We start from the raw sequence: 26,911 nt of genomic DNA, 5'->3' as shown, positions 1-26,911 counted from the left end.
GCCGCGCCCGCCTGAGACTGTTTCTGGCGGGCGTGGACCGCACCCGGACCACAGTGACGCATTGCCCGGTCTGCGCAGGTGGTCTAAAGAACCCGTGATATCGCCGGTCTGCCAGACCGGCTCGACGACATCTTGAGGGAGTTCGGGTATGGCAGACGCAGCCGCACACGGCCACGGAGACCATCATGACACACGCGGGTTCTTTACCCGCTGGTTCATGTCCACCAATCACAAAGACATTGGTATTCTATACCTTTTCACCGCCGGTCTGGCCGGCCTGATCTCGGTCAGCTTCACCGTCTACATGCGGATGGAGCTGCACGAGCCGGGCGTCCAGTACATGTGCCTGGAGGGCGCGCGATTCTTCGCCGACGCCGCCGCCGAGTGCACCCCGAACGGCCATCTGTGGAACGTCATGATCACCTATCATGGTGTTCTGATGATGTTCTTCGTCGTGATCCCGGCCCTGTTCGGCGGTTTCGGCAACTACTTCATGCCGCTGCAGATCGGCGCGCCGGACATGAGCTTCCCGCGCATGAACAACCTCAGCTACTGGCTGTATGTCGCGGGCCTGTGCCTAGGCGTCGCCTCGCTGCTTGCCCCCGGCGGCAACCAGCAGCTGGGTTCGGGCGTGGGCTGGGTTCTCTACCCGCCGCTGTCCACGAACGAGGGCGGCTATTCGATGGACCTGGCGATCTTTGCCGTCCACGTCTCGGGTGCTTCGTCCATCGTCGGCGCGATCAACATCATCACCACCTTCCTGAACATGCGCGCCCCCGGGATGACGCTGTTCAAGGTGCCGCTGTTCGCCTGGTCGGTCTTCATCACCGCATGGCTGATCCTGCTGGCCCTGCCCGTCTTGGCCGGCGCCATCACCATGCTGCTGATGGACCGCAACTTCGGCACGAACTTCTTCAACCCGGCCGGCGGCGGTGACCCGGTGCTGTACCAGCACATCCTGTGGTTCTTTGGCCACCCGGAAGTGTACATCATCATCCTGCCGGGCTTCGGCATCATCAGCCACGTCATCGCCACCTTCGCCAAGAAGCCGATCTTCGGCTATCTGCCGATGGTCCTGGCCATGGCCGCCATCGGGATCCTGGGCTTTGTCGTCTGGGCGCACCACATGTACACCGTCGGCATGTCGCTGACCCAGCAGAGCTACTTCATGCTGGCCACCATGACGATCGCCGTGCCCACGGGCATCAAGGTCTTCTCGTGGATCGCGACGATGTGGGGCGGCTCGGTCGAGTTCAAGACGCCGATGCTTTGGGCCTTCGGCTTCCTGTTCCTGTTCACCGTCGGCGGCGTCACCGGCGTCGTCCTGAGCCAGGCACCGCTGGACCGCGTCTATCACGACACCTACTACGTCGTGGCGCACTTCCACTATGTGATGTCCCTTGGCGCGGTCTTCGCGATCTTTGCGGGCGTCTATTACTGGATCGGCAAGATGTCGGGCCGCCAGTACCCTGAATGGGCCGGCAAGCTGCACTTCTGGATGATGTTCATCGGTGCGAACCTGACCTTCTTCCCGCAGCACTTCCTGGGTCGCCAGGGCATGCCGCGCCGCTATATCGACTATCCGGTCGAATACGCCTTCTGGAACGCGATCAGCTCTTGGGGCGCCTATCTGTCCTTCGCCTCCTTCGTGTTCTTCATCGGCATCGTCGCTTATACCCTGTTCGCCGGCAAGCGCGTGACCCAGAACAACTACTGGAACGAGTACGCCGACACGCTGGAATGGACCCTGCCCTCGCCCCCGCCCGAGCACACGTTCGAGCAGCTGCCCAAGCGCGAGGACTGGGATCGCAGCCCGGCGCATCACTGAGAGCGCGCTCGGCGATGCCCTATCAATGGACAGAAACGGCCCCGGATCATTCCGGGGCCGTTTTGCAAAAGCTCACCCTCTGGCCGCACCGGTCCCTGCCCAGGAAGGGCTTCGTGTGGTTCATCGGAGTGACCGCCGCCTTCATGGCGCTGCCGATCCTTGCGGTCCTCGGCACGCAGGTCCTCTGGGGCCTGCTGCCCTTCGTGGTGCTGGTGGTGGTGGGGGTCTGGTGGGCCTTCCAGCACACCTATCGCAGCGGCCAGACCCGAGAGGAACTGCTGCTGGATCATGACAGGCTGCAGGTGCGTCGCAGCGATCCCGGCCGCGCGCCGCGCGAATGGCAGACCAACAGCTACTGGGTCCGCGCCTCGCTGCGCCAGGGTCCGGTCGCAAGCTACCTGACCCTCTCGGATGGACAGCGAGAGATCGAGCTTGGCGCCTTCCTGACGCCCGAGGAACGCGTCAGCCTGTGCGACGAACTCAGCCGGGCCCTGGGCCGCGCGCGGGGCTGATGGCAAGACGGGCGGGCCAAGGCCCGCCCGTCTTACATTATTTCGTGTCCTCGACGTGATCGGGCAGATCATCCTCGTCGGTCGAGGCAACCCTCTCAAGCTCCGCCTCGGACATGCTGTAATACATGTCCTTGGACGGCTCCTTCAGGTCGCTGACCTTGGTGTCACCGCGCTTGGCCGACAGGGCGGCTCCGGCGGCGTGCTGCTGCGCTTTCGATTTTGCGGGCATGGTATCACCTCCTGCCCGCTCAACGTCCCGGCGCATGGAAGGTTCAGCCCAGCAGCCGGCCCTTGACCAGCGCGCCCACCGCGCCGAAATCCATCTGCCCGGCGTGGCGATCCTTGAGGGCCGCCATGACCCGGCCCATGTCCCGGATCCCCGTGGCCTCCAGGTCGGCGATCGCGGCATCGACCGCGGCACGCGTTTCAGCCTCGCTCATCTGGCGGGGCAGGAACTCCTGGATGACCAGGATCTCCTCCTCTTCCTTGGCGGCCAGCTCCAGCCGGCCACCCTCCTCATAGGCCTTGGCCGATTCCTGGCGCTGCTTGACCATGCGCGACAGGATCAGGATCAGGTCGGCCTCGGTCAGTTCGCCGTCGCCGTCGCCGCCGCGCGCCGCGATCTCGCGGTCCTTCACGGCGGCGCCGATCAGGCGCAGGGTGGACAGGCGGGCGCTGTCCTTGGCCTTCATCGCGTCCTTGGTCGCGGATTGCAGTCTGGCGCGAAGTTCCATGATCCTGTCTCCATGATCTGGGCGCGGGGATGCGCCGGAAAGCCTGCGATCTAGGCCGGCGGGCCCCGCAAATCAAGCGCGGCGCGGTGCCGCGACGGCGGCTTCGGCTTGACCTTGGGGCCTGCCCCCCCTATTCACCGCCTGATTTCATTCCAGAGGTGCCGACATGGCCGCAAAACCGACCGCCTGCCTGGCGCTTGCCGATGGCACAGTCTTCTATGGCCAGGGTTTCGGAGCCCCGGGCGAAGTTGTGGCCGAACTGGTCTTCAACACCGCGATGACCGGCTATCAGGAGATCATGACCGATCCCTCCTATGCCAGCCAGATCGTGACCTTCACCTTTCCCCATATCGGCAACACCGGCGTCACCCCCGAGGATGACGAGGCGCAGGACCCGGTGGCCAGCGGCATCGTCGTGCGGTGGGATCCGACCGAGCCGTCGAACTGGCGCGCGGCATCGGATCTGACCGACTGGATGAGCCGCCGCGGCCGGATCGGCATCGGCGCGGTCGATACCCGCCGCCTGACCCGCGCGATCCGCCAGCAGGGGGCGCCGCATGTCGTGCTGGCCCATGATCCCGCCGGCAATTTCGACATCGAGGCGATGATCGCCCGCGCCCGCGACTGGCAGGGCCTGGTGGGCCTCGACCTGGCCAAGGATGTCAGCTGCGCCCAGAGCTATCGGTGGGAAGAAGGCGCGTGGGAATGGGGCAAGGGTTTTGGCACCTCGCCCGAGGACAAGCCCTTCAAGGTCGTGGCGCTGGACTATGGCGCCAAGCGCAACATCCTGCGTTCGCTGGTGGCCTATGGGGCCGACGTGACGGTGCTGCCGGCCAATGCCACCGCCGAGGAGGTGATGGCCCATGAGCCCGAAGGCGTGTTCCTGTCGAACGGTCCCGGCGATCCGGCGGCGACTGGCGCCTATGCCGTGCCGATGATCCAGGACCTGCTGGCGCGCGACATGCCGATCTTCGGCATCTGCCTGGGGCACCAGATGCTGGCGCTGGCGCTTGGGGCCAAGACCGTCAAGATGAGCCACGGCCATCACGGCGCGAACCATCCGGTTCGCGACGTCGAGACCGGCAAGGTCGAGATCACCTCGATGAACCACGGCTTCGCGGTCGATTCGCAGTCGCTGCCGGCCGGCGTGCTGGAGACGCATGTCAGTCTGTTCGACGGCAGCAATTGCGGCATCCGCATGACCGACAAGCCGGTCTTCTCGGTCCAGCATCACCCGGAGGCGGCGCCGGGGCCGCAGGACAGCCTCTACCTGTTCAAGCGCTTTACCGATTCCATGCGCGCGCGCCGGGGCTGAGCTTGAAAGGCACGGAGGCGGCACGAAACTGGTGCCGTCCCGCCCTGCCTTAACGGGTTGTTAATCACTGCATGCCATCAAGGGGCGATCCGACAGGGAACGCCCATGGCCCAGCTTGCGTCATCGCCTCGGACCGCTGCCCTGCCCGACGCGCCAAAGGCCTCGGACCAGGTGATCCTGCGCGGCCCGACGCTGGCACCGCCCAGCAAGCTGCCCTTGGGCCAGATCCTGGTCGAGGATGGCGCCGTCGATCCATCCGACCTGCTGAAGGCCACCGTTCTCAGCCAGCGGCAGAGCGCCCGCTTGGGTGAGATCCTGTTGGCGCAGGGCATGGTCACGCCCGAGGCACTGGCCCGGGCGCTGTCGCGCCAATGGCGCACCACCGCCATCGACCCCGCGCTGAGCCCCGCCGATCCGCGCCTGATCGACGCTGCCGGCGCCGGCTTTTGCCTGACGCATGGCATCCTGCCCTGGCGGCGGATCGGCGGCGTCACCTGGATTGCCACGTCGCGGCCCGACATGTTCCCGGCGCTGCTGCCCCGTCTGCCGGCGCAGTTCGGCCAGGTGCGGATGCTGCTCTGCAGCCACGATCAGGCACAGTCGGGGGTTCTGAGCTCCTGCCGGATCCGCCTGATCCGCGAGGCCGAGACGCGCGTCCCCGCCGCCGAAAGCTGCCGGACGCAGAACCCCTTGCGAACCGGTCAATTGGCGGCGGCCGCCCTGGTGCTGCTGGTCCTTGGCCTGGCCGTGGTGCCGACCTTCGTGGTGGCGCTTCTGGTCGCTTGGGCGGCACTGACGCTGATCCTGCAAAGCGGGCTGAAGCTGCTGTCGTTCCTGGCCTCGGGCCGTGCACGCGCCGAGCAGGACCAACTGGCCCGTGCCGTGGCGCAAGGCCTGGTGCTGCCCGCCGAGACGGAGGCGCCGCTGCCGGTGATCTCGGTCATGGTGCCTCTGTTCGAGGAAAGCGACGTGGCCGGCAAGCTGGTCGCGCGGCTGGCGCGGCTGGACTACCCGCGCGAGCTGACCGACCTGCTGCTGGTGATCGAGGCCAGCGACCGGGTCACCGAAAACGCTTTGGCGGGTGCACGGCTGCCCCACTGGATCCGCGTCGTCCGCGTGCCCGACGGCCCGATCAAGACCAAGCCCCGGGCCCTGAACTATGCGCTGAACTTCTGCCGGGGCGAGATCGTGGGGATTTGGGACGCCGAGGATCGGCCGGACCCCGACCAGCTGCACAAGGTCGCCCGCCGCTTTCATTTCGCCCCCGCCGATGTGGCCTGCCTCCAAGGCGCGCTGGATTTCTACAACCCCCGCACCAACTGGCTGGCGCGCTGCTTTACCATCGAATACGCGGCCTGGTTCCGGGTCCTGCTGCCGGGTGTTGCCAGGATGGGACTGGTCGTGCCCCTGGGCGGCACGACGCTGTTCTTTCGCCGGCCCATCCTGGAGAAGGTCGGGGCCTGGGACGCCTGGAACGTGACCGAGGATGCCGACCTGGGCGTTCGCCTCGCGCGCCGGGGCTATCGGACCGAGATCATCGAGACGACCACTGATGAGGAGGCGAACTGCCGCACCCTGCCCTGGATCAAGCAGCGATCGCGCTGGCTGAAGGGCTATGCACTGACCTGGGCCGTGCACATGCGCGACCCGGTGCTGCTGTATCGTGAGCTGGGGGCGCGGCGGTTCTGGGGCTTTCAGGTGCAATTCTTCGGCGCCCTCTCCCAATACCTGCTGGCCCCGGTGCTGTGGAGTTTCTGGTTGCTGGCCCTTGGGCTGCCTCATCCCCTGCGGGAGGTGATGGGCGGCAGCGCGGCCATGTGTCTGTTCGGGCTGTTCCTTGTCTCCGAGGCGCTCAGCATCTTCGTCGGACTGCGCGCGGTCCGGGGCGCCAAGCACCGGCACCTTCTGGCCTGGGTCCCGACGCTGCACCTCTATTTCCCGCTTGGCTGCCTGGCGGGCTGGAAGGCGATCTACGAGGTGGTGACCAAGCCCTTCTACTGGGACAAGACTGCGCATGGACTGTTCGTCGAGGCGAACGAAGCCCCCGAACTGACCCCGGGCCTCGTCTCGATCCCCTTGCTGGGGAAGATCGGTGGCCGGTCGCTGTCCGAGGTCGCAGAGGCCCAGGCCACCGCAAATGCACCCGCTCCTGCCCCGCAGGACCTGCAACGGATTGCGGGCTGAACCGACTTCAGGGGGCCGCGTCCAGAACCCCTTCCGGCATCAGCTCCGCGATCAGGGATGCGGCACTTGCCGTCTGCTGCGCCAGCCGCGCCTCCAGCTCGTCCAGCGAAGCCGCGCCTGTTTCCCGCAAGAGGAAATCCTGACCGCCGCGCCCGATCTCGGCCATGTCGAGGGCGCGGTCGGTCAGCAGGCGCCCCGCCGCATGCAGCCGCCAGAGGCTGCGCCAGACGGAACCGAGCTGCTCTGCGGCTTCCTTGGTCAGCAGCCCCGCGCGGCGCCCGGCGCGCAGCTGCGCCAGCGTGGTCCGCGCCGGGTCGGCCGCGCGCAGCGCGCAGGCCTGCGCCAGAAGGTCGATGTCCTGCAGATGCCCTGGCCCCTGCTTGGCATCCCAAGGCCCGTCCGGGGCCTTGGCCGCAAAGAGCCGCGCCCGCATCGAGGCCAGGTCCGGCATCACCCGCGCGTCACCGCCCCGGGCCGCCAGAACGGCGACGCGCAGCGCTTCGATATGCGCGGCCAGCGCCTCGGCATCGCGACCCAGGGTGGCGGCGCAGCGGGCGCGGGTCAGGGCAAGATGCTCCCAGGTCCAGGCTTCGCTCATCTGGTAGGTCTCGAAGCTCTGCACTGCGGTCGCCACGGGCCCCTGCCGCCCCGAAGGGCGAAGCCGCATGTCCACCTCGTAGAGGCGCCCTTCCGCAGTCAGCGCGGACAGCGCCGTGACCATCGCCTGCGTCAGCCGCGCGTAATAGGGCCGCGCGGCAAGGGGACGCGGCCCGTCCGAGGCATCGATCCCATCGGTGTCATAGATGACGATCAGATCAAGGTCCGAACCCGCGTTCAGCACCCGTGCGCCAAGCGAGCCCATGCCCAGAACGACCGCGCCCCGCCCCGGCGCAGGACCGTGGCGCCGGGCAAAGTCGGCAGCCGTGACCGGCAGCAGCGCGCCCAGGCAGGCCCCCGCCAGGTCGGCATACTGACCCGAGGCCTCGTCCGCGTCGATCAGGCCGCGCAGATGATGGACCCCGATGCGGAAATGCCATTCATGCGACCACCGCCTCGCGGCATCCAGCGCGCGCTCATAGCCGCCGCCCGGTGCGTTCAGCGCACGCTGCAAGGCGCGGTCCAGATCGGCCCGCAGACCCGGCTCGCCCGGCCAGGGCGCAAAGAAGCTGCCCCCCAGCACGCCATCCAGGACCGCCGGGTGCCGGGCCAGATATCCCGCCAGTGCCGGCGCGGTGCCGCAGATGTCCACGATCAGCTCGATCAGTTGGGGGTTGGCCTCGAACAGCGAAAACAGCTGCACGCCCGCCGGAAGGCCCGACAGGAAACTGTCAAACCGCATCAGCGCCTCGGCCGGATGGCCGGCGCGAGCCATCCGCTCCAGCAGCGGCGCCTCGATCCGGCGAAAGATCTGTTGCGCGCGGTCTGATCGAAGGGCCGGATAGGTCTGCCACCGCTCGATGATGGCGTCGGCCTCGTCCGAGATATGCGGCCGCTCTGCCTGGACTTCGCCCGGGGCGAAGAAGCGCTCGGTCAGGTCATGGACGCGGGCCAGACGGGCCTTGAGCCCCGCGCACCATGCGTCGACATCCGCCTCACCCGTCAGTGCCGCGACGATCCGCAGCCCCTCGGCCTCCTTGGGCAGCGCGTGCGTTTGGGCGTCGTTCACCATCTGGATGCGATGCTCGATGTCGCGGTGCTGGCGATAGTGGTCGATCAATTCGGCGGCGACCTCGGGCGGCACCCATCCTTTTTCGGCCAGCGCCCGCAGCCCCCCCACCGTGTCCCGCGCCCGCAGTTCGGGATCGCGGCCTCCGGCGATCAGCTGGCGGGTCTGGGTGAAGAACTCGATCTCGCGAATGCCACCCTGGCCCAGCTTCAGGTTGTGGCCTGCCACTTCCAGCCGCCCGCCCAGACCCTTGTGATCGCGGATGCGCAGCCGCATGTCATGCGCATCTTGGATGGCGGCGAAGTCCAGGTGCTTGCGCCAGATGAAGGGGCGCAGTTCGCGCAGGAAACGCTCGCCCGCCGCGATATCGCCGGCGGCGGCGCGGGCCTTGATGAAGGCCGCACGTTCCCAGGTCCGCCCCTCGGCCTCGTAATAGGCCAGCGCGGCGGCGGTAGAGATGCAGACCGGCGTCACGGCGGCATCAGGCCTCAGCCGCAGGTCCGTCCGGAAAACATAGCCATGCGCGGTCGCGTCCGACAGCGTGGCGGCCATCTTGCGGGTGGCGCGGATCAGCGCGGCGCGCGCCTCCATCTGGTCGGCCTCGGCATAGGCGGTTTCATCGAACAGCACGATCAGGTCGATGTCGGAACTGTAGTTCAGCTCGCCCGCGCCGCCCTTGCCCATCGCCAGCGCAAGGATGCCCCCGGCATCGGCCCGCGTCGGCGGCAGCTTGCCGCGCCGCTGCTCGGCCGCGACATGGACGCGCAGCGCCAGGTCCACGGCCCGGTCGGCCAGGTCGGACAGAGCCCGCGTCACCTGCTCCAGCGTCCAGACGCCGCCCAGATCCGCCAACGCCGCCTGCAACGCCACGCGGCGCTTGGCCCGGCGCAGCGCGATGCCCAGGGCCTCCGCCTCAAGATCCTCCAGCCCTGCGGTCTCGCGGGCAACCACGTCGTCATGATCCAGCGCGCCGGGCAACCATTCGGCCTCCTTGCGCAGCAGATCCGCCAGAAAGGGGCTGCTGCCAGCAGTGCCCTCAATCAGCGTCCGCAGGCGGTCGGGCAGTTCGGGAAACAGGCCTGCGACATCCGCCCCACGGGCAGGATCGGCGGGCAGCGGCAGGCGGGTGATGCGGGTCGCGAAGGTCATGGCGGCCACCTTAGTGAAGCCCCAAGGGCAGTCAACGCGCAGCTTCCCGCCCGAGGACCGCCGCTGCTGCCACGTCAACCGTTTCCCTGCTTGGCCTGTCCCTGAATCGTTGCTAGGCTTCGCGCAATCAACAGGCGAAACGGATCCTCAGCGCGCCCATGACCGCCCTTGTTCTGAACATATGTCGCACGAGGGGCGCCTGATGCGCCATACGTTGCCCCATGCGCCACAGTTCTATGTGACGGCCCCGCAGCCCTGCCCCTATCTGCATGGCCGGGCCGAGCGCAAGCTGTTCACGGCGCTGCAGGGTGACAACGCGGCCGAGTTGAACAACGCGCTGTCGCGGCAGGGCTTTCGGCGGTCGCAGAACGTGCTGTACCGCCCCAGCTGCGAAAGCTGCGTCGCCTGCATGTCGGCGCGCATTCGTGTTGCGGACTTTCACCCGACCCGCACGCAGCGCCGGATCCGCACGCGCAACGCGCCGATGCGGCGGCTGGCGACCAGTGCCTGGGCCACCGAGGAACAGTTCGAACTGTTCCGCCGCTATCTGGACAGCCGCCATGCCGATGGCGGGATGGCCGACATGGACATCTTCGAATTCGCCGCGATGATCGAGGAAACGCCGGTCAAGACGCGGGTGATCGAATACCGCTGCAGCGGTGACCACCTGCCGCAACTGTCCCAGGGCGACGACCATCTGGGCGGGGTCTGCCTGACCGACGTGCTGGATGACGGGCTGAGCCTTGTCTACAGCTTTTATGATCCGCTGCTGCGCGGGGCCAGCATGGGGACCTACATCATCCTCGACCATATCGAGATCGCCCGGGCGGCGGGACTGCCCTATGTCTATCTGGGCTACTGGGTGCCGGGCAGCCGCAAGATGGACTACAAGGCCAAGTTCGGCGCGCTGGAAATCTACAAAGGTGGGGTCTGGCAGGAGTTGGGCGACCCCGAGACACATTCCAACGAGGCGCATCCCCTGTCGGTCGATCCCATCGTCGAGCAGGTGGCCCGCATCGCGCTGCCGCAATTCGACCGATAGCGCCTGACAGGCCGCGAAAGAAAATTTCAAATTCTTCCGCCCCTGCGTCACTTTATCCGCCGAACCCCATTGACCCTGCCCCGGCGTAACCATAGTTTGCGCCGACGCCGGGTCGGCCATTGGGGCCTTCGGCGGGTATTTTTGTTGGATGGAGCAAGATGATGTCCCGAACGATGACGGGTGCGAGAATGGTGGTCGAGGCGCTGCGCGATCAGGGCGTCGATACCGTATTCGGCTATCCGGGCGGGGCCGTGCTACCCATCTATGACGAGATCTTTCAGCAGAACGACATCACCCATGTCCTGGTCCGCCACGAACAGGGCGCCGTCCACATGGCCGAGGGTTATGCCCGTGCCACCGGCAAGCCGGGCGTCGTGCTGGTCACCTCGGGTCCGGGGGCCACGAATGCCGTGACCGGCCTGACCGACGCGCTGCTGGATTCGATCCCGCTGGTCGTGCTGTCGGGCCAGGTTCCGACCTTCATGATCGGCACCGACGGGTTCCAGGAGGCCGACACGGTCGGCATCACCCGCCCCTGCACCAAGCACAACTGGCTGGTCAAGGACACCGACAAGCTGGCCGAGACGATCCACAAGGGCTTCCATGTCGCCACCTCGGGCCGCCCCGGCCCGGTGCTGATCGACATCCCCAAGGACGTCCAGTTCGCGACCGGCACCTATGTCGGGCCCAAGCAGGTCGATCACGGCCGCTATCACCCGGCCCGCAAGGGCGATCTGGGCGCGATCACGCGTCTGGTCGAACTGATGGAGCAGGCCGAGCGTCCGATCTTCTATACCGGTGGGGGGGTCATCAATTCGGGACCCGGTGCCAGCCAACTGCTGCGCGAACTGGCCGATGCGACGGGCTTTCCGGTCACATCGACGCTGATGGGGCTTGGCGCCTATCCGGCCTCGGGTCAGGGCTGGCTGGGGATGCTGGGCATGCACGGCACCTATGAATCGAATTTGGCGATGCATGGCTGCGACCTGATGATCAACATCGGCGCGCGGTTCGACGACCGCATCACCGGGCGGATCGCGGATTTCAGCCCCGGCTCAGTCAAGGCGCATATCGACATCGACCCGTCCAGCATCAACAAGGTCGTGCGCGTCGAAGTGCCGATCGTCGGCGATGTCGGCCATGTGCTGGAGGACCTGCTGAAGGTCTGGAAATCGCGCGGACGCAAGGTCAACAGCCCGGCGCTGAAGCAGTGGTGGGGGCAGATCGAGGAATGGCGGGCGCGCAAGTGCCTCGCCTATCGGAACAGCGACACCCTCATCAAGCCGCAGCACGCGCTGGAACGGCTGGAGGCGCTGACCAAGAACCACGACCGCTACATCACCACCGAGGTTGGCCAGCACCAGATGTGGGCGGCGCAGTATCTGGGATTTGAGGGGCCGAACCGCTGGATGACCTCCGGGGGTCTGGGCACCATGGGCTATGGGCTGCCGGCTTCGATCGGGGTGCAGATGGCGCATCCCGATGCCCTGGTCATCAACGTCGCGGGCGATGCCAGCTGGCTGATGAACATGCAGGAGATGGGCACGGCCGTTCAGTTCCGCCTGCCGGTCAAGCAGTTCATCCTGAACAACGAGCGCCTTGGCATGGTCCGCCAGTGGCAGCAACTGCTGCATGGCGAGCGTTACAGCCAGTCCTGGTCGGACAGCCTGCCCGATTTCGTCAAGCTGGCCGAGGCCTTTGGGTGCAAGGGCGCGCAGGTGCGCGACCCCAGGGACCTGGACGCCGCGATCCAGCAGATGATCGACTATGACGGGCCGTTCATCCTAGACGTGCTGGTCGAGAAGCACGAGAACTGCTTCCCGATGATCCCGTCCGGCAAGCCGCATAACGAGATGCTGCTGGGCGAGGCCGAGACGCAGGGCGTGATCGAATCCGAAGGCGCAGTGCTGGTCTGATGCCCGTGACGGGTCTTTGGACAACGAAGAAGAGGACAGGTTCGTGAACGCATTGAACATCCAGAAAGGCATGTCGAGCCATTCGGCCTATGACCTGCGCGATCCGAATGCGCAGATGGAGGAAAGCCATACGCTGGCAGTGCTGGTCGAGAACGAGCCGGGGGTTCTGGCACGGGTGATCGGCCTTTTCTCGGGGCGCGGCTACAACATCGACAGCCTGACCGTGGCGGAGGTGGACCACACAGGCCATCGCTCCCGGATCACGGTCGTCACGCGCGGAACGCCTTCGGTGATCGAGCAGATCAAGGCGCAGCTGGGGCGGATTGTGGTTGTCCACGAGGTGCATGACCTGACGGTCGAAGGCCCGGCGGTCGAGCGCGAACTTGGCCTGTTCAAGGTGCGCGGCCAAGGCGACAAGCGGGTCGAGGCGCTGCGCATCGCCGAGATCTTCCGGGCAAACGTGGTCGATTCGACGCTGGAGAGCTTTGTCTTCGAACTGGTCGGCACGCCAAGCAAACTCGATGCCTTCGCAGACTTGATGCGGCCCTTGGGCTTGACCGACCTGGCCCGCACCGGGGTGGCGGCGCTGTCACGCGGGGTCTGACCTCGCCAGCCATGAAAAAAGCCGCGGTCACCGTGGCTTTTTTTTGGAATGCGGGGAACCTTTTGTGGAGGTTCCGGTTACCTACACGCTGCCCCGTTCCTGATGAGTCCATAGGGGCTATTCACTGAGCTGAGTTTGGAGTTAGAACCGCGGGAGGTGGGATAGTCGCTGCCATCTGAAACAACCCTCAGGCTGGGTTGGCGGGCCGGAACAGGCGCCTCCGACAAGATCCGAGGGATCTGGGGGCAGCATTGCTCGGACAGCATGGAAACGTTGAGGGCGTGGCGAAGATTGCCGACCGTCTCCGTCTCCAGTTCGACCAGGTCACCGGGTTGCGGCCAGTTGCTAGGCTGAACCAGGTTTTCAGTGCCTTGGAGATAGGCCAAGGTGGCTTGGTCTTCGCACCAGATTATCGCTTTTTCGCGCGATCCGCTGCTCCATACGACTACCCCGATCATGGGTGCCCCTTCATCAGATTCGACGCCGAGGCGTCATGTTGTCCTTTCGGACAGGTCATTGGCTAATTCCTGCTGACTAAAGCAGAATTCCGCCGATTTGCTATCTTTTTTATCGTGGCTTCTCAACTTTTTGTCATCTTTCAGTTGTCATGTGTCGGTGTCGGCACAACTTGGCGGTGCCAAACGCGCCACCGCATCAGCCAGCGCAATCACCGTTTCCCTTTCATCTTCTAGAACAAGACCTTGGGCCGCGTAGCGCGTGAAGTCCCGCGCCAGGGCTGCCGCGGCCGTTCCAAAGACCGCAGGTGACAGGCGTACCAGTGCCGTCATTGCCTCTTGAAGAGCGAGCTGCAACGCGAAGATTCCGGCCCCATCGCGCGCCAGCGGCAACAGACTGGCGCGCAAAATCTCCTGCGCAGTGATGGCCGGAACGTAAAGACGGGGATAGCAGACCTCGGGAATCGATTCGTGGTCCCATTGCGACAGGATGCGCAGCATGCGCCCGACCACCAGCACGGCCGTGCCCGGATCGTTCACCGCCGGCGACAGGGCGCGCTGTCCGATTTCTGACAGCACGCTGAAGCCGAAGCGGGGATCCTGCTCGAAGCTGCGCGTCGGACGCAGGGTGATGCAGCCGCTGATCCGCCCGCAGATCGCCTGCGCCTTTTCATCCTCGTCGGGCAGGTTCATGACGTGAAAAAGGGGGCTGCCCAGATGCACGAAATCCCCCGGCATCGCGGTCATGTAGAGGATCAGGTCGTGGCGCTCGGCCAGTTCGGACAAGGCCTTCATGTCGCAGTTCTGGACATAGCCGACCTGCGGGGCGTGATGCGCGACACTGTCCAGCGGCGGCGCGCCGCGCAGCGGGTTCGCGCCCAGCCAGGGGGCGGCCAGCCGGTTCGCCAGTGCCTCGTCCGTGGAGCGTTCGACCCGCGACATCGTGTCCCCGATCAGCCCCAGCTCTCCCAATCGGTTGATCCAGCGCAGAAGGGACACGACCACGATCAGGATCACGGCCAGGGTCACGCCAAAGAGGACGATCCGGCCCCCATCACCGTAAAGCCCCGTGTTCAGCATGATCAGCCCGACGAGACTGAAGATGAAGGCGCCGATGAAGGTCGCCAGCACGGTCTGGCTGACCCCGTCCTTGACCAGAAGCTGGACCGCCCGGGGCGTGGTGCCGGAACTGGCCGTCGCATAGGCGGCCGTCAGGATCGACAGCGAGAATGTCGTGACCGTCAGCATCGACGAGGCGATGATGTCAAGGATCGGCGCGATCGCATCCGCGCCGATCATGCCGGCCAGCCCGTCGGGGATCTGGTTGCGCAGAAGGAAGCCGGTCACCGCCGTCAGCAGGCCCAGCACCGCGAATGACGTCACCCGCACCCAGAGCCGCTGCAGGATCTCGCGCAGGCGCCACCGGAATTTGCCGATGTTGATTCCCTCGGCCATGCCTCAGCGCACGCGGCCGGCCTGGACATCCGCCACGGCACGTCGCACCTGTGCCAGCCGCTGCGCCCGTGACGGGTGGGTGCCCAGCACATGGTTGCCGGGGTCGGGGATGCGTTCGAACAGGCGGGATCCGTGGATCGGGTCGAAGCCCGCGTTCAGCGCGATGATCGAGCCGAGATAGTCGGCCTCGAGCTCCCAATCGCGGGAATAATATCGGGCCCCGACCGAGGCGCCGATTTCCTGCGCGCGCGAGATGGCCGAATCGTCGCCGCCATAGGCCGAGGCGATGCTGCCCAGGACCACCGCCGCCGCCGAGGACGCCCCGGATTTGCGGTCGAGATGGTTCAGGATGTGGTGCGCCGCCTCGTGTCCGACAACAAAGGCGATCTCGTCCGCGTTCTGGGTCTGGCCGATCAGGGACAGGGTAAAGCCGACGATTGGCCGGCCATTGCGGTCGACGGTCTGGAAGGCGTTGGGTTCCAGCCCCGGGCGGTCGTCCACGACGAAGACAAACTCGCAGCTGATCGGCCGCGTGCGCCGGTTCAGGCAATCCTGCCGCACGGCGGGCTCCATCCGGCGCATCACCTGCACGAAGGTCCGCGCCGCGGCATCGGGCGTCTGCGCATAGGGATCGGACGGCGCCGGCAGCGGGCGCGGCTGGACCTGCCCTGCCGGAGCCGCAGGCGGCAGGGGCGGCTGGACCGGCATGGGCGCGCAGCCGGCCAGCGTCAGCATGGTCGCCATGATGCCTGCCAGCCACCGGCCCGTGGTCGTCTTGCGCATGTGTATCGCCCTGTTGTCCTGCCGGCCCGCCGGCTTGTCGCGTGATGCCGCGCAGTTTACCTTTCGCCCGCGCAGGGTAAAGCCCGGCTGCTTGCTGCGGCGTGAACTTCACGCGATTGTCGCTGTTTCACCAAGGAGATTCGGATGTTCACCATCGAGCATGACTTCGACGCGACCGTGATCACCCTGATCGACGAGGCCGAAGCGCAGACCCGCCCGCTGAACGAGGATGTCGTGATCCTCAGCTTTGACGACCGGGTGATCCTGGAACAGATGAGCCCGGATGGCGACGAGGTGGTCCGCGTCACGCTGAGCATGCACCAGCTGACCGAACTGCGGCTGGCGCTGAACCTGCCCGAAGGCAATTACCGCATCGAAAAGCGCGACTGAACGACCCGTTGGCGTATCGCAGGCGATCGCGTCCCTGCGGGTCTGGGCGCTTGCGATGACGCCGCCCTTCTGAAACACCTCGCCGGAAAGGCCCGGTGCAGCGGCGCCACGAAGGAGATCATCATGACCCACCGCAACGACGATGCCCTGCGCTTCCTGGCCAGCCGGCGGTCGCATCCCCCCAAGCTGCTGGCGCAGCCGGGTCCGGACCGCGATCAGCTGTCCCAGCTGCTGACGCTGGCGGCACGCGTGCCCGATCACGGCAAGCTGGAGCCGTGGCGCTTCATCGTGCTGGGCCGCCAGACGCTGGATGCCTTGGCGCCGGTCCTGCACGCGGCGGTTCTGGACAGCGGACTGGACCAAGCGGCGGCTGACAAGGCGGCCTCGGCCCTGGCTTCGCCGGTCATCGTGGCGGTGGTCTCCTCTCCCGTGGACAGTCCCAAGGTGCCGCAATGGGAGCAGGTCCTGTCGGCCGGCGCCCTCTGCCTGGGGCTGGTCAATGCGGCGCTGGCCTCGGGTTGGGGCGCGGCCTGGCTGACCGGCCATGCGGCGCTGGACCAGGAATTCGGACGCGCGCATCTGGGCCTGTCCGGCGCGGAACGGGTCGCCGGCCTGATCCATATCGGCACCCGCGGCGACACCCCGCCCGAACGTCCCCGCCCCGACATCGCCGCCAAGACCGAGTGGCGCCCATGATGGTCGTCCGTGCCTTCGCGCGGGGCTGGTCCGACCTTCTGCGCCCCTCGATCCTGCGGCTGGTCGCCTTGGGCCTTGCGCTGACCATCCTGCTGTTCGTGCTGTTGCAGGCGGGGATCTTCTGGCTGGTTCGGATCTGGCTGCCGGGCGGGTTTACCCTGCCCTGGCTGGGTCCTGTCGATCTGGGGAACGTCATGTCTTGGGGGTCGCTGGCCCTCTTTCCGGTGATCGGCTTTTTCCTGATGGCCCCTGTCGCGGCGGGCTTTTCAGGCCTTTTCGCCGAAAACGTGGCCGAGGCGGTCGAGGATCTGCACTATCCCCATCGCCGCGGCGCCTCGCCCGACTTCTGGGACGGGCTCCTAGAGTCGCTGGCGGTGGCGGCGGCGGTTCTGGGCGTGGCGATCCTGTCGCTGATGCTGACGCCCTTCCTGGGGCCCCTCGCGCCCCTGCTGTTCTACGGCGCGAATGGCTGGCTGCTGGGGCGGGAATTTTTCCAGATGACGGCCCGGCGTCACCTGCCGGATGCGCAGGCGCAGGCTTTGCGCAGGGCCCATGGCGGCCGGGTGACCCTGACCGGTGTCCTGGTGGCGGTCGGGCTGACCGTGCCGATCGTGAACATCGCCCTGCCCCTGCTGGCGGCGGCGACGTTCACGCATCTCTTTCACATGATCAGCGAAGCAGCTGATCCAGATGGGAAATATCGGCGCGCGTGATGACGTCGCCCAGGATCAGATAGGCGATCACCGCCCAGATCACGGTCGTGATACCCGTGGTCCACAGCAGCTTGCGGCGCCAGGGCACGCCCGACGGGGCACCCGCATGGGTGCCGGGCAGCACTTCGCCCGCATCCGCCTGGCTGCGCTGCCCGATGGGCACGACGACGAACAGGGTCAGAAACCACAGGGTCGCGAAAAGAACAATGCCGCCGGTCAGGTTCATCAGACTTGCTCCAGTTCGATCAGGCAGCCGTTGAAATCCTTGGGATGCAGGAACAGCACCGGCTTGCCATGGGCGCCGATCCTGGGTTCCCCCGTGCCCAGCACGCGCGCCCCCTCGGCCTTCAGCTTGTCGCGCGCGGCCAGAATATCCTCGACCTCGAAGCACATGTGATGGATGCCACCTGACGGGTTCTTCTCCAGAAAGCCCTGGATCGGGCTGTTCTCTCCCAAGGGATAAAGCAGCTCGACCTTGGTGTTGGGCAGCTCGATGAAGACGACGGTCACGCCGTGGTCGGGTTCGTCCTGCGGCGCGCCCACCGTGGCGCCCAGGGTGGTGCGGTATTGCGCGGCCGCGGCCTCCAGGTCGGGGACCGCGATTGCGACATGGTTCAGGCGACCGATCATCTCATCCTCCGTTTGCCCTGCTATCTAAGCGTTCCGCACTGCCGTTGGAAGGAAAAGCGGTGTCGTTAACCGCTTCTTAGCGAATCGCGCCTTAACTGTCCGGGAACAGATGGACGGGGATCAAGACATGCTGACCGATTCCGAGACAGGCGCCGACAAGCCCCTGCCACAGTGGCGTTTGTCGCTGCCGCAACGCCCTCTGACTGGTCTGACCGTGCTGGTCATCGAGGATTCGCGCTTTGCCAGCGAGGCGGTTCGCCTTCTGTGCCTTAAGTCGGGTGCGCGGATTCGCCGCGCGGATTGCCTGCGCTCGGCGGCGCGGCATTTGCGGAACTACAGGCCCGCGGTGCTGATCGTGGACTTGGGACTGCCGGACGGCGACGGCACCACGCTGATCGCCGAACTGCACGGGGCAGAGCCGCGCGTGCCCGTGATCTTGGCCATGTCCGGCGATGCGGACCTGGCCGACAAGGCGCTGGCGGCGGGCGCCGACGGCTTTCTGGCCAAGCCGGTCGAAAGCCTGGGCGTCTTCCAGCAGGCGATCCTCTCCGCCCTGCCCTCCAATGGCGCCGCTCCGGGGCTGCGGCTTTTGCCCGATGACGTGATCCACCCGGACCATTCGGGGCTGCGCGACGATCTGGCCCATGTGGCCGAGGTCCTGTCCAGCGCCCAGGACACGGCGGCGATCGATTACATCGCCCGTTTCCTGGCCGGTGTCGCGCGCTCGGCCCATGATCCTGCCCTGGAGGCCGCGGCCGCCGCGCTGGCGCGCGACCATCTGGCGGGACATGCCTTGGCGACGGACTTGGCGCGGATCAGCGGCATGGTTCAGGACCGGCTGTCCCGCGTGGCCGAGATGTAGCCTCAGGCCAGCAGGCGCGGGTCGCTGCCCATGTCGAGGGCCGGAAAGATCTGTTGTTCCAGCACGCTCTTGGCGATCCCGAACTTGGCATGCATGGCCCAAGCCGCATAGGCGCGGATGTCGCGCAGGGGCATCAGGTCGCGGCCGTCGTAAAGATCGCCCTCGGCCAGGCCCGGCCAATCACCCATTGCCCGCCCGCCGCGCACCGCCCCGCCGACGACCAGCATCGCGCCACCCGTTCCGTGATCGGTCCCGGCCGAGCCATTTTCGCGCACGGTGCGCCCGAACTCGGTCATTGCCATGACGGTCGTGCTGTCCCAGTTCGGCCCCAGCCCGTCGCGCAGCGCCAGGATCGTCTCGGACAGGCGCTCCAGCATGCGAGTGAGGTTGCCGGCCTGCCCCGCGTGGGTGTCCCATCCCGCCAGGGAAAAGGTCGCAATGCGTGTGTCGCGGTTCAGCCGGTCGGCGGCGAACTGGGCCAGCGCCAGATGTTCCTTGCGGTCAGGCACCAGCTTGCCTTCCGCCTCCAGCCCCGCCGCGATCGCCATGGCCCGTTCGCCCGCCTCGCGGAACAACGGGTCGTCGTGATAGACATGCGTCAGCAGCCGCGTGGCCTGCGGGCTGATCACCAGGTTGGCCTCGGGCGCCCAGCTGCTGGCCGCGGCCGGACCCTGCAGGATGCGCATGTCCTCGGCGCCGATCGAATAGGCGGTCTCCGAGCTCTGGCCCGGCATCGCCTGCAGCAGCCGGTTCAGCCAGCCGTCCTGCTGGCGGTCCAGGTCCAGATCGGTCCCGGTCCCGGCCTCCAGCATGGTCTGGCCGTCAAAATGACTGCGCTTGTCCCGATAGGGGGTGGAAACGGCTGGCGCAAAGCCCAGCTGCCCCGCCTTCCACAGCGGCCACAGCCCCTGCAGCCCCGGATGCAGCGCAAAGAAACCGTCAAGGTCCCGCGCCCCGTGATCGGGGCCCAGGGACAGCGTCTGGCGAACCTTGCGCAGGTTCTTGTCCCCATAGGGCTGGAAGGCATCAATGCCGTCCATGGCCCCGCGCAGGATGATGACGACCAGCCGGTTGTCGCCGGGCGCACTGGCAAAGGCCATCGGCGTCAGCAGCGGATGCGCGGCGGCCGAACAGCCGATCAGCGCCGCGGATGTCAGGAACAGGCGTCGGCTGATCATCGTCATCTCCGGTTGAAGTCGGCCGAGGCCAGCACCAGCGCAATGCCCTGGCTGCGGCTTTCGGCGCGGGGAACGGCCCATCGCAGCGGCTCGGACGCGGCCTCGCCAAGCGCGATCACCAGAAAGTCACGCGGATCGGGAAGCCGCTGCACCAGGCGCGACGGCTGCCGCATGGCCCAGTTGATGCGCATCGCCAAGCCTTGCGGCGTGCCCCAGGCCTCGGCCTCTTCCGGCCAGCCGTCGGGGCCGTTCGGCCGGGCCCAAGGCTGGCCCATGACCGCCATGGGGTTCAACAATGTCTGCCGGATCTGCTTGCGGGACAAGCCCCGGATGTCATCGCCCGTCAGCCCCAGGCTGCGCAGGCTGGCCGCAAGGAACTCATGCGGCTGGCGCAGCTTCTGGCGGTAATGGGTGTTCAGCTCCGGCGCCTCGGCCAAGGCCAGGTTGATCGCGCCCAGATCGCCGCCAGTGTCGCGGAAGACCGCCGCCAGCCGGTCCACGACAGAGTGCGGGGGATCATCGGCGATGAAGTGGATGGCCAGCTTGCGCGCGATGTGCCGTGCCGTCGCCTCATGCGATGCCAGATCCTCGATCACGCTGCGGATATCGTCCAGCGACGCGCGGTCGCCGGTGCCATAGCTGCGCCCCAGGACGGTGTCCGCGCCGGGTTCGGCCTGGGCGGGCCGGAAAATCTCCGGCCGCTTGGCGTTGTAGGTTAGCCCGGTCAGCAGCCGGGCCAGTGCCTCGACGTCCTGCTGGGTATAGGCGGCACCGACCCCAAGGCTGTGCAGCTCGATCATCTCGCGGGCCAGGTTCTCGTTCAGGCCCATGGCCTTGCCGGCATTGCGCCGGGCCATGACCGAGTTCGGACCGACCGAGCGCACCTGGTCCAGATAGACCAGCATCGCCGGATGCGTCTCGGCCGCGAACATCATGTCGGCAAAGCGGCCGGACAGATGCGGCCGGATCGCCTCGTCCACCAGGGCGGCCGTCATCAGGTTGGCATGCGGGGCGCCGCCGCGCACGGCGAAATGGCTGGACCAGAACGCCACCAGCCGTTCGCCAAACCCCGAAGGGTCGTCCATGATGCGGGCAAAGCGGTCGACGATGGCGCCCAGATAGCGGTCGTTCATCCCGCGCCGATAGCTGCGATAGGCCTTGGCCTCGGTCTTCCCGCCTTGGCGCGACGCCAGCAGCAGGCGGCGCAGCTCCAGCTGCATCTCGCGGACGCGGTCCATGGCCACGATGTCGCCCGCCGGCGCGGCGCCGGCGACCGAAGCCGCCACCCCCATGGGATCGGCGGGACCGGCCAACCGCGGCGACAGGCCAAAGCCCAGGCGGATCGCTGCCAGCTGGTCATAGGGCATGGACATCACGGAAAACCCTCGCGGCGGGGGATTGCTGCTGCGCAGCACCCTGCCACGCCGCAGGTCCGGCTGTCAGATCACTCTTTTGGCAACGCCCGCAGCCGCAGCTCGCGCATCTGCTCGTTCGTGGGCTCCGACGGCGCACCCATCATCAGGTCCTCGGCCCGCTGGTTCATCGGGAACATGATGACCTCGCGGATGTTCTGCTCATCCGCCAGCAGCATCACGATCCGGTCGATGCCGGCCGCGCAACCCCCGTGCGGCGGCGCGCCATAGCGGAACGCCTTGACCATGCCGCCGAAGCGCTTTTCGACCTCGGAGGCCGGATATCCGGCCAGTTCAAAGGCCTTGAACATGATCTCGGGCTTGTGGTTGCGGATCGCGCCGCTGATCAGCTCATAGCCGTTGCAGGCCAGATCGTACTGGTATCCCAACACTTCCAGCGGGTCGCCGTTCAGCGCCTCCATCCCGCCCTGCGGCATGGAGAAGGGGTTGTGGCTGAAGTCGATCTTGCCGTCGTCGGTCTTCTCGTACATCGGGAAATCGACGATCCAGGCGAACTTGAACTGGTTCTCGTCGATCAGGCCCAGCTCGCGGCCAATCTCGGTGCGGGCGCGGCCCGCCACCGCCTCGAACTGGTCGGGGCGACCGCCCAGGAAGAAGGCCGCGTCGCCCTCGGCCAGACCCAGCTGCTGACGGATCGCCTCGGTCTTTTCCACGCCCAGCGCCTTGGCGATCGGGCCCGCGGCCTCGGTCGTGCCATCCTCGGCCTTGCGCCAGATGATATAGCCCATGCCCGGCAGGCCTTGCTGTTGCGCGAACGCGTTCATCCGGTCGGCGAACTTGCGGCTGCCGCCGGTGGGCGCGGGAATGGCGCGGACCTGGGTGCCGTCCTGCTCCAGGAGTTTCGCAAAGATGCCAAAGCCGGAGCCGCGGAAATGCTCGCTGACGATCTGCATCTCGATCGGGTTCCTGAGGTCGGGCTTGTCGGTGCCGTATTTCAGCAGGCTCTCGGCATAGGGGATCAGCGGCCAGTCGGCGTCCACCCGGCGGCCATTGCCGAACTCCTCGAACAGGCCCTGGATGACCGGCTGGACGGTGGCGAAGACGTCCTGCTGGCGGACAAAGGACATCTCCATGTCCAGCTGGTAGAAATCAGTCGGGCTGCGGTCGGCGCGCGGGTCCTCGTCGCGGAAACAGGGCGCGATCTGGAAATACTTGTCAAAGCCCGCGACCATGATCAGCTGCTTGAACTGCTGCGGCGCCTGCGGCAGGGCATAGAACTTGCCCGGATGCAGCCGCGACGGCACCAGGAAGTCGCGCGCCCCCTCGGGGGACGAGGCAGTGATGATCGGCGTCTGGAACTCGGTGAAGTTCTGGTCCCACATGCGGTTGCGGATCGACCGCACCACCTTGGACCGCAGCATGATGTTGTTGTGCAGGCTCTCGCGGCGCAGGTCCAGGAACCGATAGGCCAGGCGCGTCTCCTCGGGGTAATCCTGGTCGCCGAAGACCGGCAGGGGCAGCTCGTCCGCGGGGCCCAGCACCTCGATCTCGGTCGCATAGACCTCGATCTCGCCGGTGGGCAGCTTGGGGTTGACCAGCGACGCGTCGCGCATCTTCACCCGGCCGTCGATGCGGATGACGGTCTCGGCCCGCAGCTTGTCCATCGCGGCGAAGGCCGGACTGTCGCTGTCGGCCAGCACCTGTGTCATGCCGTAATGGTCGCGCAGGTCGACGAACAGCACGCCCCCGTGGTCGCGGACCCGGTGCACCCAGCCCGACAGGCGGACGGTGGTCCCGGCATCGGCGGCCTTCAGGTCGCCGCAGGTATGGCTGCGATAGGCGTGCATGTGCATTTTCCCCAAGTTTTCAGCCCCCGCACAAAGCGCGGGCGGGGCGGGAAGTCAACCTCTTAGAACGGGCTCTCAGAACGGGCGCACCACGTTGCCCGTGTAGAAATAGGCGCCCATGCCGACCGCGAAGAGGATGTTGCCCGCCAACGCGTGCAGCGCCCATGCGGCAGGAAAGCCGTGGCGCAGATAGGCGCGCGCAAAGATCCAGCCGCCGACGAAGGTCATCAGCGCGACGATCCAGGACCAGTACATCAGATGGGCAAAGGCAAAGATGGCCGCGTTCAGGGCGATGGCAGCCCGGCCCTGGGGCAGGATCGCGCCGTAGCGGTGAAAGAACAGGGGGCGGAAGATCAGCTCCTGCGGCAGCGCAGACACCAAGGGATAGAAGGCCCAGATCACCAGCAGCATCTGGGGCCGGTGCAGCGGCAGCGCGAACAGCGCTTCGGGCCGGGTCAGGGACAGGATCAGCCAGCCGGCGGCGGCGGTCGCCACCGCGATGGCCAGCAGCTCCCAGCCGGGCATCCGGCGCCAGCCGCGCACCAGCACCCGCCAGCGAAAGCCGCCGGTCAGCCACAGCAAGCCCATGCCCGCCAGGCTGAAGATGGCCAGCGCGGTGAACAGCCGGTCGGGCGGCAGGAACAGCGCGATGGCCAGCGGCGCCCCGAGATAGAGCGCCGCGAACTCGACCCAAAGCCAGCGGTGCGGGGCTACCGCACCAGTCGTCTCTGCAACCATCTTGCCCAATCCGCTGCCGATCCGGCAAAGGCGTTCAGGTCGGTGTCGCCCTGAATGCCCGGAACGATGCCGGTCCCGGTATATTGCCAGAAGGCCCAACGCTGGCCCGGATAGGTCGCACTGGGGTGATCCGCGACCGAGCGCAGCCAGAATTCGGCGTTCATCCGGCCCAGCTGATTTTCGCGGTAGAAATCGACCGTGGTGTAGATGACCGGGCGCTGGCCATAGTGGCGGCCGACAATCTGCATGAAGATCTCGGCCTCGCGCAGGACCTCGGCGGCCGGTGGCCGGCGGGGGCAGTTGCGCGAATTGGTCCATTCCATGTCCAGCACCGGGGGCAGAGAGCCTGCCTCGCGCGGGACGTTCCGGATGAACCAATAGGCCTGCTCGGCTCCGGTCCGGCAGAAGTAGTAGAAGTGATAGGCCCCGCGCGGGATGCGCGCCTGCGCCGCCTCGTACCAGTAGCGGCGGAAGTTCGGATCCGAATGATCTGCCCCTTCGGTCGCCTTGATGAAGGCAAAGCTGACCCCGGCGCCCCGCACGCGGTTCCAGTCGATGTCGCCCTGCCAGCGCGAGATGTCGATGCCATGCACGGCGTGGCCATAGGGCGCGCCATTGCGGAACGGATGGGGCGCGCGATCCCCCAGTTGCGGGTTCGCCCCGGGCCCGGGCGCGACGGAATACCCCCCCGGCGCACCGCCCCGGGGCGGTGTCCGCGCACAGGAGACGGCGAAGACCACCACCGCCAAGCCCATCAGCAACTTTGCCAGAAATTTCATGCCTGCCCCGTCCTTCCTTCGAAGACACCTGCTCCGGGCGCTTTTCGCGCCGTTGGCCGGCTTATCTCAAAAGCGTGAGGCAATGTCATCGGCCGAGAGGGGTCACGAGTGCGTCAGGTGAGGAAGGAGTTTGAACCGTAGGGTTCACGGGCGGATGCCGGGGCGACGGATGCGCGGACCTTAGGCCGGCACCCAATGAAAAAGGCCCGCAGATTATGCGGGCCCCATTCGGGATGATCAGTTGGCGGGCGCCGGTTCGTCGATCGGCCCACCGACCGGCGTTTGCGGCGCGCCGGGCGATGACGGGTCGGCGCCTGCAGGCATGCTGTCGGTCCCGGCCGGAGCGGTTGTTCCACCCGCGGGCGTGTCCTCGACCGGGGCGACCGGAGAACTGACTTCCATATCCGTCCCCTCGGCCTCCGAGATCGGCGTGCCAGCCGGCGGCGGCGTGGTCGCGATGCCATCATTCGTCTCGTCGGCGCCCGGGCGGAAAACCAGGAACGCGATTAGGGCGACAGCCAGGGCAACGGCGATGCCGATCAACGCGGGCTTGTGACGGGGTGCGGCGCGCTCGGGCTCGGTGTTGTGGGACATGCGTTTCCTCGACTCTCTGATGTTACGCGAGAACGTCCGCCACGGAGGCTTGGTTCCTGTCCGGCACCAGCTTTCCGGGGTTCAGGATGCCCTGGGGGTCCAGCGCCGTCTTGATCGCGCCCATGACCTGCCAAGCCTCGCCATGCTGGGCGGGCATCAGGCCGCGCTTGCCCAGGCCAATGCCGTGTTCTCCGCTGATCGTGCCGCCGACCTCCAGCGCATGTTCGGCCATGCGGTGCGCCACCGCCTTGGCGCGCGCAATCTCTTGCGGGGACTGGGGATCGACCAGCAGCAGCGAATGGAAATTGCCGTCGCCCACATGCCCGACGATCGGGCCGATCAGCCCCGAGGCCGCGATATCCGCCGCCGCCGCCGCCACCGCGGCGGGAAGATGCGACATCGGGACGCAGACATCGGTCGTCATCCCCGACGCCCCCGGCCGCAGTGCCAGGGCCGCGTGATAGGCCCCGTGCCGCATCCGCCACAGCCGGGCCCGATCCTCGGCCGTCACGGCCCAATCGAAGCCCTGGGCGCCGAACTCCTGCGCGATCTCTCCGAACCGTGCGGCGTCCTCGCGCACCGCGCCGGGCGAGCCGTGGAATTCCACCATCAGATGCGGCGCCTCGGGCAGGTTGGTGCCTGCCTTCAGGTTGAAGGCGCGTGCCGTCAGCGCATCCACGAACTCGATCCGAGCCATGGGAATGCCCGACTGGATGGTCGCAGTGACGCATTCCACCGCCTGCTCCAGCGACCCAAAGGCACAGATGGCGGCCGCCGTCTCCTCGGGCTGGCCATGCAGGCGCAGGGTCAGTTCTGTGATGATGCCCAGCGTTCCTTCCGAACCCACGAACAGCCCCGTCAGGTCATAGCCCGCGCTGGACTTGGCCGCACGCGTCCCGGTGCGGATGATGCGCCCGTCGGCCAGCACCACCTGCAGCCCCATGACATTGTCCCGCATCGTGCCATAGCGGACGGCCGTCGTGCCGCTGGCCCGGGTGGCGGCCATGCCGCCCAGGCTGGCATTGGCCCCGGGATCAACGGGAAAGAACAGCCCGCTGGCGCGCAGCTCCACGTTCAGACCCTCGCGCGTGACGCCGGGCTGGACGCTGGCCTGCATGTCGCCGGCCCGGATCTCCAGGACGCGGTTCATGTTCTGCAGGTTCAGCGTGATGCCACCTTGGGTCGCCAGCGCATGCCCTTCCAGCGAGGTGCCGGTGCCCCAGGGCACGACCGGCACGCCCGCGGCGCTGCAGGCCCGCAGGATGGCCGCCACTTCCTCGGTGCTTTCGGGAAAGGCCACGGCGTCCGGTGGCGGACCGCGATGAAAGCTTTCGCTGGCGGAATGGTGGTCCCTATCGCCGCGCTTCGTCGAAAAGCGCGGCCCAAGCGCAGCCGTCAGTTCCTGGGTCAGCGTGCCCGGCAATGTCATCGGCAATCCTCCGCTAAGTTGGGGCACCTTAGCGATCGA

The 26,911-nt window shown here is 66.9% G+C and carries 25 protein-coding genes; 11 read left to right on the top strand and 14 right to left on the bottom strand.

The genetic code is table 11. The features are described 5' to 3' along the window. Nucleotides 1-148: 148 nt before the first annotated feature. Both ACNR9W_RS05870 and ACNR9W_RS05865 read left to right on the top strand, forming a co-directional pair. Complete coding sequence (locus tag ACNR9W_RS05870) at nucleotides 149-1,828, top strand: cytochrome c oxidase subunit I (RefSeq protein ID WP_419267928.1); 1,680 nt, start codon at nucleotides 149-151, stop codon at nucleotides 1,826-1,828. Nucleotides 1,829-1,941: 113 nt separating this feature from the next. Further along, nucleotides 1,942-2,340, top strand: coding sequence for a DUF2244 domain-containing protein (locus ACNR9W_RS05865; protein WP_458478672.1), 399 nt, complete (start codon nucleotides 1,942-1,944; stop codon nucleotides 2,338-2,340). Nucleotides 2,341-2,377: 37 nt separating this feature from the next. On the opposite strand, the gene ACNR9W_RS05860 is transcribed toward ACNR9W_RS05865, so the two are convergent. Both ACNR9W_RS05860 and ACNR9W_RS05855 read right to left on the bottom strand, forming a co-directional pair. Then, entirely contained in the window at nucleotides 2,378-2,569 is a 192-nt protein-coding gene (locus ACNR9W_RS05860; RefSeq protein WP_419267926.1) for a DUF3008 family protein, read from the bottom strand. A 43-nt stretch (nucleotides 2,570-2,612) separates the two neighbouring features. Continuing rightward, nucleotides 2,613-3,074, bottom strand: coding sequence for a GatB/YqeY domain-containing protein (locus ACNR9W_RS05855; RefSeq protein WP_419267925.1), 462 nt, complete (start codon nucleotides 3,072-3,074; stop codon nucleotides 2,613-2,615). Between the two features lie 166 nt (nucleotides 3,075-3,240). Between ACNR9W_RS05855 and carA the strand changes: the two genes are divergently transcribed. Further along, a complete protein-coding gene (carA, locus tag ACNR9W_RS05850) occupies nucleotides 3,241-4,389 on the top strand; it encodes a glutamine-hydrolyzing carbamoyl-phosphate synthase small subunit (protein ID WP_419267924.1) in 1,149 nt (382 codons plus the stop codon). A gap of 105 nt (nucleotides 4,390-4,494) precedes the next feature. Then, complete coding sequence (locus ACNR9W_RS05845) at nucleotides 4,495-6,573, top strand: glycosyltransferase family 2 protein (RefSeq protein ID WP_419267923.1); 2,079 nt, start codon at nucleotides 4,495-4,497, stop codon at nucleotides 6,571-6,573. Nucleotides 6,574-6,580: 7 nt separating this feature from the next. On the opposite strand, the gene ACNR9W_RS05840 is transcribed toward ACNR9W_RS05845, so the two are convergent. After that, the gene (locus ACNR9W_RS05840; protein WP_419267922.1) at nucleotides 6,581-9,388 is read right to left on the bottom strand and encodes a [protein-PII] uridylyltransferase family protein; all 2,808 of its coding nucleotides are present in this window, start codon (nucleotides 9,386-9,388) and stop codon (nucleotides 6,581-6,583) included. Nucleotides 9,389-9,590: 202 nt separating this feature from the next. Between ACNR9W_RS05840 and ACNR9W_RS05835 the strand changes: the two genes are divergently transcribed. From ACNR9W_RS05835 to ilvN, 3 genes are all read left to right on the top strand, one after another. After that, nucleotides 9,591-10,430 (top strand): arginyltransferase, encoded by an 840-nt coding sequence (locus tag ACNR9W_RS05835; RefSeq protein ID WP_419267921.1) that lies wholly within the window; start codon nucleotides 9,591-9,593, stop codon nucleotides 10,428-10,430. A gap of 161 nt (nucleotides 10,431-10,591) precedes the next feature. After that, nucleotides 10,592-12,346, top strand: a complete 1,755-nt coding sequence (locus tag ACNR9W_RS05830; protein ID WP_419267920.1) for an acetolactate synthase 3 large subunit — start codon at nucleotides 10,592-10,594, stop codon at nucleotides 12,344-12,346. A gap of 43 nt (nucleotides 12,347-12,389) precedes the next feature. Beyond that, nucleotides 12,390-12,950, top strand: a complete 561-nt coding sequence (gene ilvN / locus ACNR9W_RS05825) for an acetolactate synthase small subunit (protein WP_419267919.1) — start codon at nucleotides 12,390-12,392, stop codon at nucleotides 12,948-12,950. A gap of 605 nt (nucleotides 12,951-13,555) precedes the next feature. Here the strand turns inward: ilvN and ACNR9W_RS05820 are convergent. Beyond that, a complete protein-coding gene (locus tag ACNR9W_RS05820; RefSeq protein ID WP_419267918.1) occupies nucleotides 13,556-14,860 on the bottom strand; it encodes a DUF2254 domain-containing protein in 1,305 nt (434 codons plus the stop codon). Between the two features lie 3 nt (nucleotides 14,861-14,863). Continuing rightward, nucleotides 14,864-15,643, bottom strand: coding sequence for a M48 family metalloprotease (locus tag ACNR9W_RS05815; protein ID WP_419267917.1), 780 nt, complete (start codon nucleotides 15,641-15,643; stop codon nucleotides 14,864-14,866). Between the two features lie 144 nt (nucleotides 15,644-15,787). On the opposite strand from ACNR9W_RS05815, the gene ACNR9W_RS05810 reads away from it, so the two are divergent. The 3 genes from ACNR9W_RS05810 to ACNR9W_RS05800 all read left to right on the top strand — a co-directional run bounded on the left by ACNR9W_RS05810 (nucleotide 15,788) and on the right by ACNR9W_RS05800 (nucleotide 17,442). Then, nucleotides 15,788-16,033: a hypothetical protein gene (locus ACNR9W_RS05810; protein ID WP_419267916.1), complete on the top strand. Its 246-nt coding sequence runs from the start codon at nucleotides 15,788-15,790 to the stop codon at nucleotides 16,031-16,033. 123 nt (nucleotides 16,034-16,156) lie between these two features. Next, complete coding sequence (locus ACNR9W_RS05805; RefSeq protein WP_419267915.1) at nucleotides 16,157-16,729, top strand: nitroreductase family protein; 573 nt, start codon at nucleotides 16,157-16,159, stop codon at nucleotides 16,727-16,729. Then, entirely contained in the window at nucleotides 16,726-17,442 is a 717-nt protein-coding gene (locus ACNR9W_RS05800; protein WP_419267914.1) for an EI24 domain-containing protein, read from the top strand. Before ACNR9W_RS05805 ends, ACNR9W_RS05800 begins: the two co-directional genes overlap by 4 nt. Here ACNR9W_RS05800 and ACNR9W_RS05795 read toward each other — a convergent pair. Together ACNR9W_RS05795 and mce are read right to left on the bottom strand one after the other, a co-directional pair. Then, on the bottom strand, nucleotides 17,399-17,668 hold the full coding sequence (locus ACNR9W_RS05795; RefSeq protein ID WP_419267913.1) for a DUF1467 family protein: 270 nt from the start codon (nucleotides 17,666-17,668) through the stop codon (nucleotides 17,399-17,401). The two genes, ACNR9W_RS05800 and ACNR9W_RS05795, sit on opposite strands and share 44 nt — an antisense overlap. Beyond that, nucleotides 17,668-18,072, bottom strand: coding sequence for a methylmalonyl-CoA epimerase (mce, locus tag ACNR9W_RS05790; protein WP_419267912.1), 405 nt, complete (start codon nucleotides 18,070-18,072; stop codon nucleotides 17,668-17,670). The genes ACNR9W_RS05795 and mce overlap by 1 nt, the downstream gene beginning before the upstream one ends. Nucleotides 18,073-18,199: 127 nt before the next feature. Between mce and ACNR9W_RS05785 the strand changes: the two genes are divergently transcribed. Then, complete coding sequence (locus ACNR9W_RS05785; protein WP_419267911.1) at nucleotides 18,200-18,934, top strand: response regulator; 735 nt, start codon at nucleotides 18,200-18,202, stop codon at nucleotides 18,932-18,934. A gap of 2 nt (nucleotides 18,935-18,936) precedes the next feature. Here ACNR9W_RS05785 and ACNR9W_RS05780 read toward each other — a convergent pair whose 3' ends face one another. The 7 genes from ACNR9W_RS05780 to ACNR9W_RS05750 all read right to left on the bottom strand — a co-directional run bounded on the left by ACNR9W_RS05780 (nucleotide 18,937) and on the right by ACNR9W_RS05750 (nucleotide 26,872). Further along, nucleotides 18,937-20,118 (bottom strand): DUF1501 domain-containing protein, encoded by a 1,182-nt coding sequence (locus ACNR9W_RS05780; protein ID WP_419267910.1) that lies wholly within the window; start codon nucleotides 20,116-20,118, stop codon nucleotides 18,937-18,939. Further along, nucleotides 20,115-21,485 carry a DUF1800 domain-containing protein gene (locus ACNR9W_RS05775; RefSeq protein WP_419267909.1) on the bottom strand — a complete coding sequence of 457 codons (1,371 nt, stop codon included), beginning with the start codon at nucleotides 21,483-21,485 and terminating at the stop codon, nucleotides 20,115-20,117. Before ACNR9W_RS05775 ends, ACNR9W_RS05780 begins: the two co-directional genes overlap by 4 nt. A 71-nt stretch (nucleotides 21,486-21,556) precedes the next feature. Beyond that, nucleotides 21,557-23,332 carry an aspartate--tRNA ligase gene (gene aspS, locus ACNR9W_RS05770; protein ID WP_419267908.1) on the bottom strand — a complete coding sequence of 592 codons (1,776 nt, stop codon included), beginning with the start codon at nucleotides 23,330-23,332 and terminating at the stop codon, nucleotides 21,557-21,559. A 75-nt stretch (nucleotides 23,333-23,407) separates the two neighbouring features. After that, nucleotides 23,408-24,070: a CPBP family intramembrane glutamic endopeptidase gene (locus ACNR9W_RS05765; RefSeq protein WP_419267907.1), complete on the bottom strand. Its 663-nt coding sequence runs from the start codon at nucleotides 24,068-24,070 to the stop codon at nucleotides 23,408-23,410. After that, entirely contained in the window at nucleotides 24,043-24,840 is a 798-nt protein-coding gene (locus ACNR9W_RS05760; RefSeq protein ID WP_419268340.1) for a glycoside hydrolase family 25 protein, read from the bottom strand. Before ACNR9W_RS05760 ends, ACNR9W_RS05765 begins: the two co-directional genes overlap by 28 nt. Nucleotides 24,841-25,086: 246 nt before the next feature. After that, nucleotides 25,087-25,443 (bottom strand): hypothetical protein, encoded by a 357-nt coding sequence (locus ACNR9W_RS05755; protein ID WP_419267906.1) that lies wholly within the window; start codon nucleotides 25,441-25,443, stop codon nucleotides 25,087-25,089. A 22-nt stretch (nucleotides 25,444-25,465) separates the two neighbouring features. Beyond that, complete coding sequence (locus tag ACNR9W_RS05750) at nucleotides 25,466-26,872, bottom strand: FAD-binding oxidoreductase (protein ID WP_419267905.1); 1,407 nt, start codon at nucleotides 26,870-26,872, stop codon at nucleotides 25,466-25,468. Nucleotides 26,873-26,911: the final 39 nt, after the last annotated feature.

Source organism: Paracoccus sp. T5 (genome assembly GCF_048538155.2).
GTDB lineage: Bacteria > Pseudomonadota > Alphaproteobacteria > Rhodobacterales > Rhodobacteraceae > Paracoccus.
This window is presented reverse-complemented; position numbering and strand designations above follow the sequence as displayed.

Bases quoted from the DNA above. Each gene is read 5' to 3' on its own strand.
- ACNR9W_RS05800 (WP_419267914.1), top strand. From the start codon at position 16,726: ATGATGGTCGTCCGTGCCTTCGCGCGGGGCTGGTCCGACCTTCTGCGC.
- ACNR9W_RS05795 (WP_419267913.1), bottom strand. From the start codon at position 17,668: ATGAACCTGACCGGCGGCATTGTTCTTTTCGCGACCCTGTGGTTTCTG.
- ACNR9W_RS05870 (WP_419267928.1), top strand. From the start codon at position 149: ATGGCAGACGCAGCCGCACACGGCCACGGAGACCATCATGACACACGC.
- ACNR9W_RS05805 (WP_419267915.1), top strand. From the start codon at position 16,157: ATGACCCACCGCAACGACGATGCCCTGCGCTTCCTGGCCAGCCGGCGG.
- ACNR9W_RS05820 (WP_419267918.1), bottom strand. From the start codon at position 14,860: ATGGCCGAGGGAATCAACATCGGCAAATTCCGGTGGCGCCTGCGCGAG.
- ACNR9W_RS05835 (WP_419267921.1), top strand. From the start codon at position 9,591: ATGCGCCATACGTTGCCCCATGCGCCACAGTTCTATGTGACGGCCCCG.
- mce (WP_419267912.1), bottom strand. From the start codon at position 18,072: ATGATCGGTCGCCTGAACCATGTCGCAATCGCGGTCCCCGACCTGGAG.
- ACNR9W_RS05840 (WP_419267922.1), bottom strand. From the start codon at position 9,388: ATGACCTTCGCGACCCGCATCACCCGCCTGCCGCTGCCCGCCGATCCT.
- carA (WP_419267924.1), top strand. From the start codon at position 3,241: ATGGCCGCAAAACCGACCGCCTGCCTGGCGCTTGCCGATGGCACAGTC.
- ACNR9W_RS05755 (WP_419267906.1), bottom strand. From the start codon at position 25,443: ATGTCCCACAACACCGAGCCCGAGCGCGCCGCACCCCGTCACAAGCCC.
- ACNR9W_RS05750 (WP_419267905.1), bottom strand. From the start codon at position 26,872: ATGACATTGCCGGGCACGCTGACCCAGGAACTGACGGCTGCGCTTGGG.
- ACNR9W_RS05775 (WP_419267909.1), bottom strand. From the start codon at position 21,485: ATGTCCATGCCCTATGACCAGCTGGCAGCGATCCGCCTGGGCTTTGGC.
- ACNR9W_RS05860 (WP_419267926.1), bottom strand. From the start codon at position 2,569: ATGCCCGCAAAATCGAAAGCGCAGCAGCACGCCGCCGGAGCCGCCCTG.
- aspS (WP_419267908.1), bottom strand. From the start codon at position 23,332: ATGCACGCCTATCGCAGCCATACCTGCGGCGACCTGAAGGCCGCCGAT.
- ACNR9W_RS05815 (WP_419267917.1), bottom strand. From the start codon at position 15,643: ATGCGCAAGACGACCACGGGCCGGTGGCTGGCAGGCATCATGGCGACC.
- ACNR9W_RS05765 (WP_419267907.1), bottom strand. From the start codon at position 24,070: ATGGTTGCAGAGACGACTGGTGCGGTAGCCCCGCACCGCTGGCTTTGG.
- ACNR9W_RS05830 (WP_419267920.1), top strand. From the start codon at position 10,592: ATGTCCCGAACGATGACGGGTGCGAGAATGGTGGTCGAGGCGCTGCGC.
- ACNR9W_RS05780 (WP_419267910.1), bottom strand. From the start codon at position 20,118: ATGACGATGATCAGCCGACGCCTGTTCCTGACATCCGCGGCGCTGATC.
- ACNR9W_RS05855 (WP_419267925.1), bottom strand. From the start codon at position 3,074: ATGGAACTTCGCGCCAGACTGCAATCCGCGACCAAGGACGCGATGAAG.
- ACNR9W_RS05810 (WP_419267916.1), top strand. From the start codon at position 15,788: ATGTTCACCATCGAGCATGACTTCGACGCGACCGTGATCACCCTGATC.
- ACNR9W_RS05785 (WP_419267911.1), top strand. From the start codon at position 18,200: ATGCTGACCGATTCCGAGACAGGCGCCGACAAGCCCCTGCCACAGTGG.
- ACNR9W_RS05845 (WP_419267923.1), top strand. From the start codon at position 4,495: ATGGCCCAGCTTGCGTCATCGCCTCGGACCGCTGCCCTGCCCGACGCG.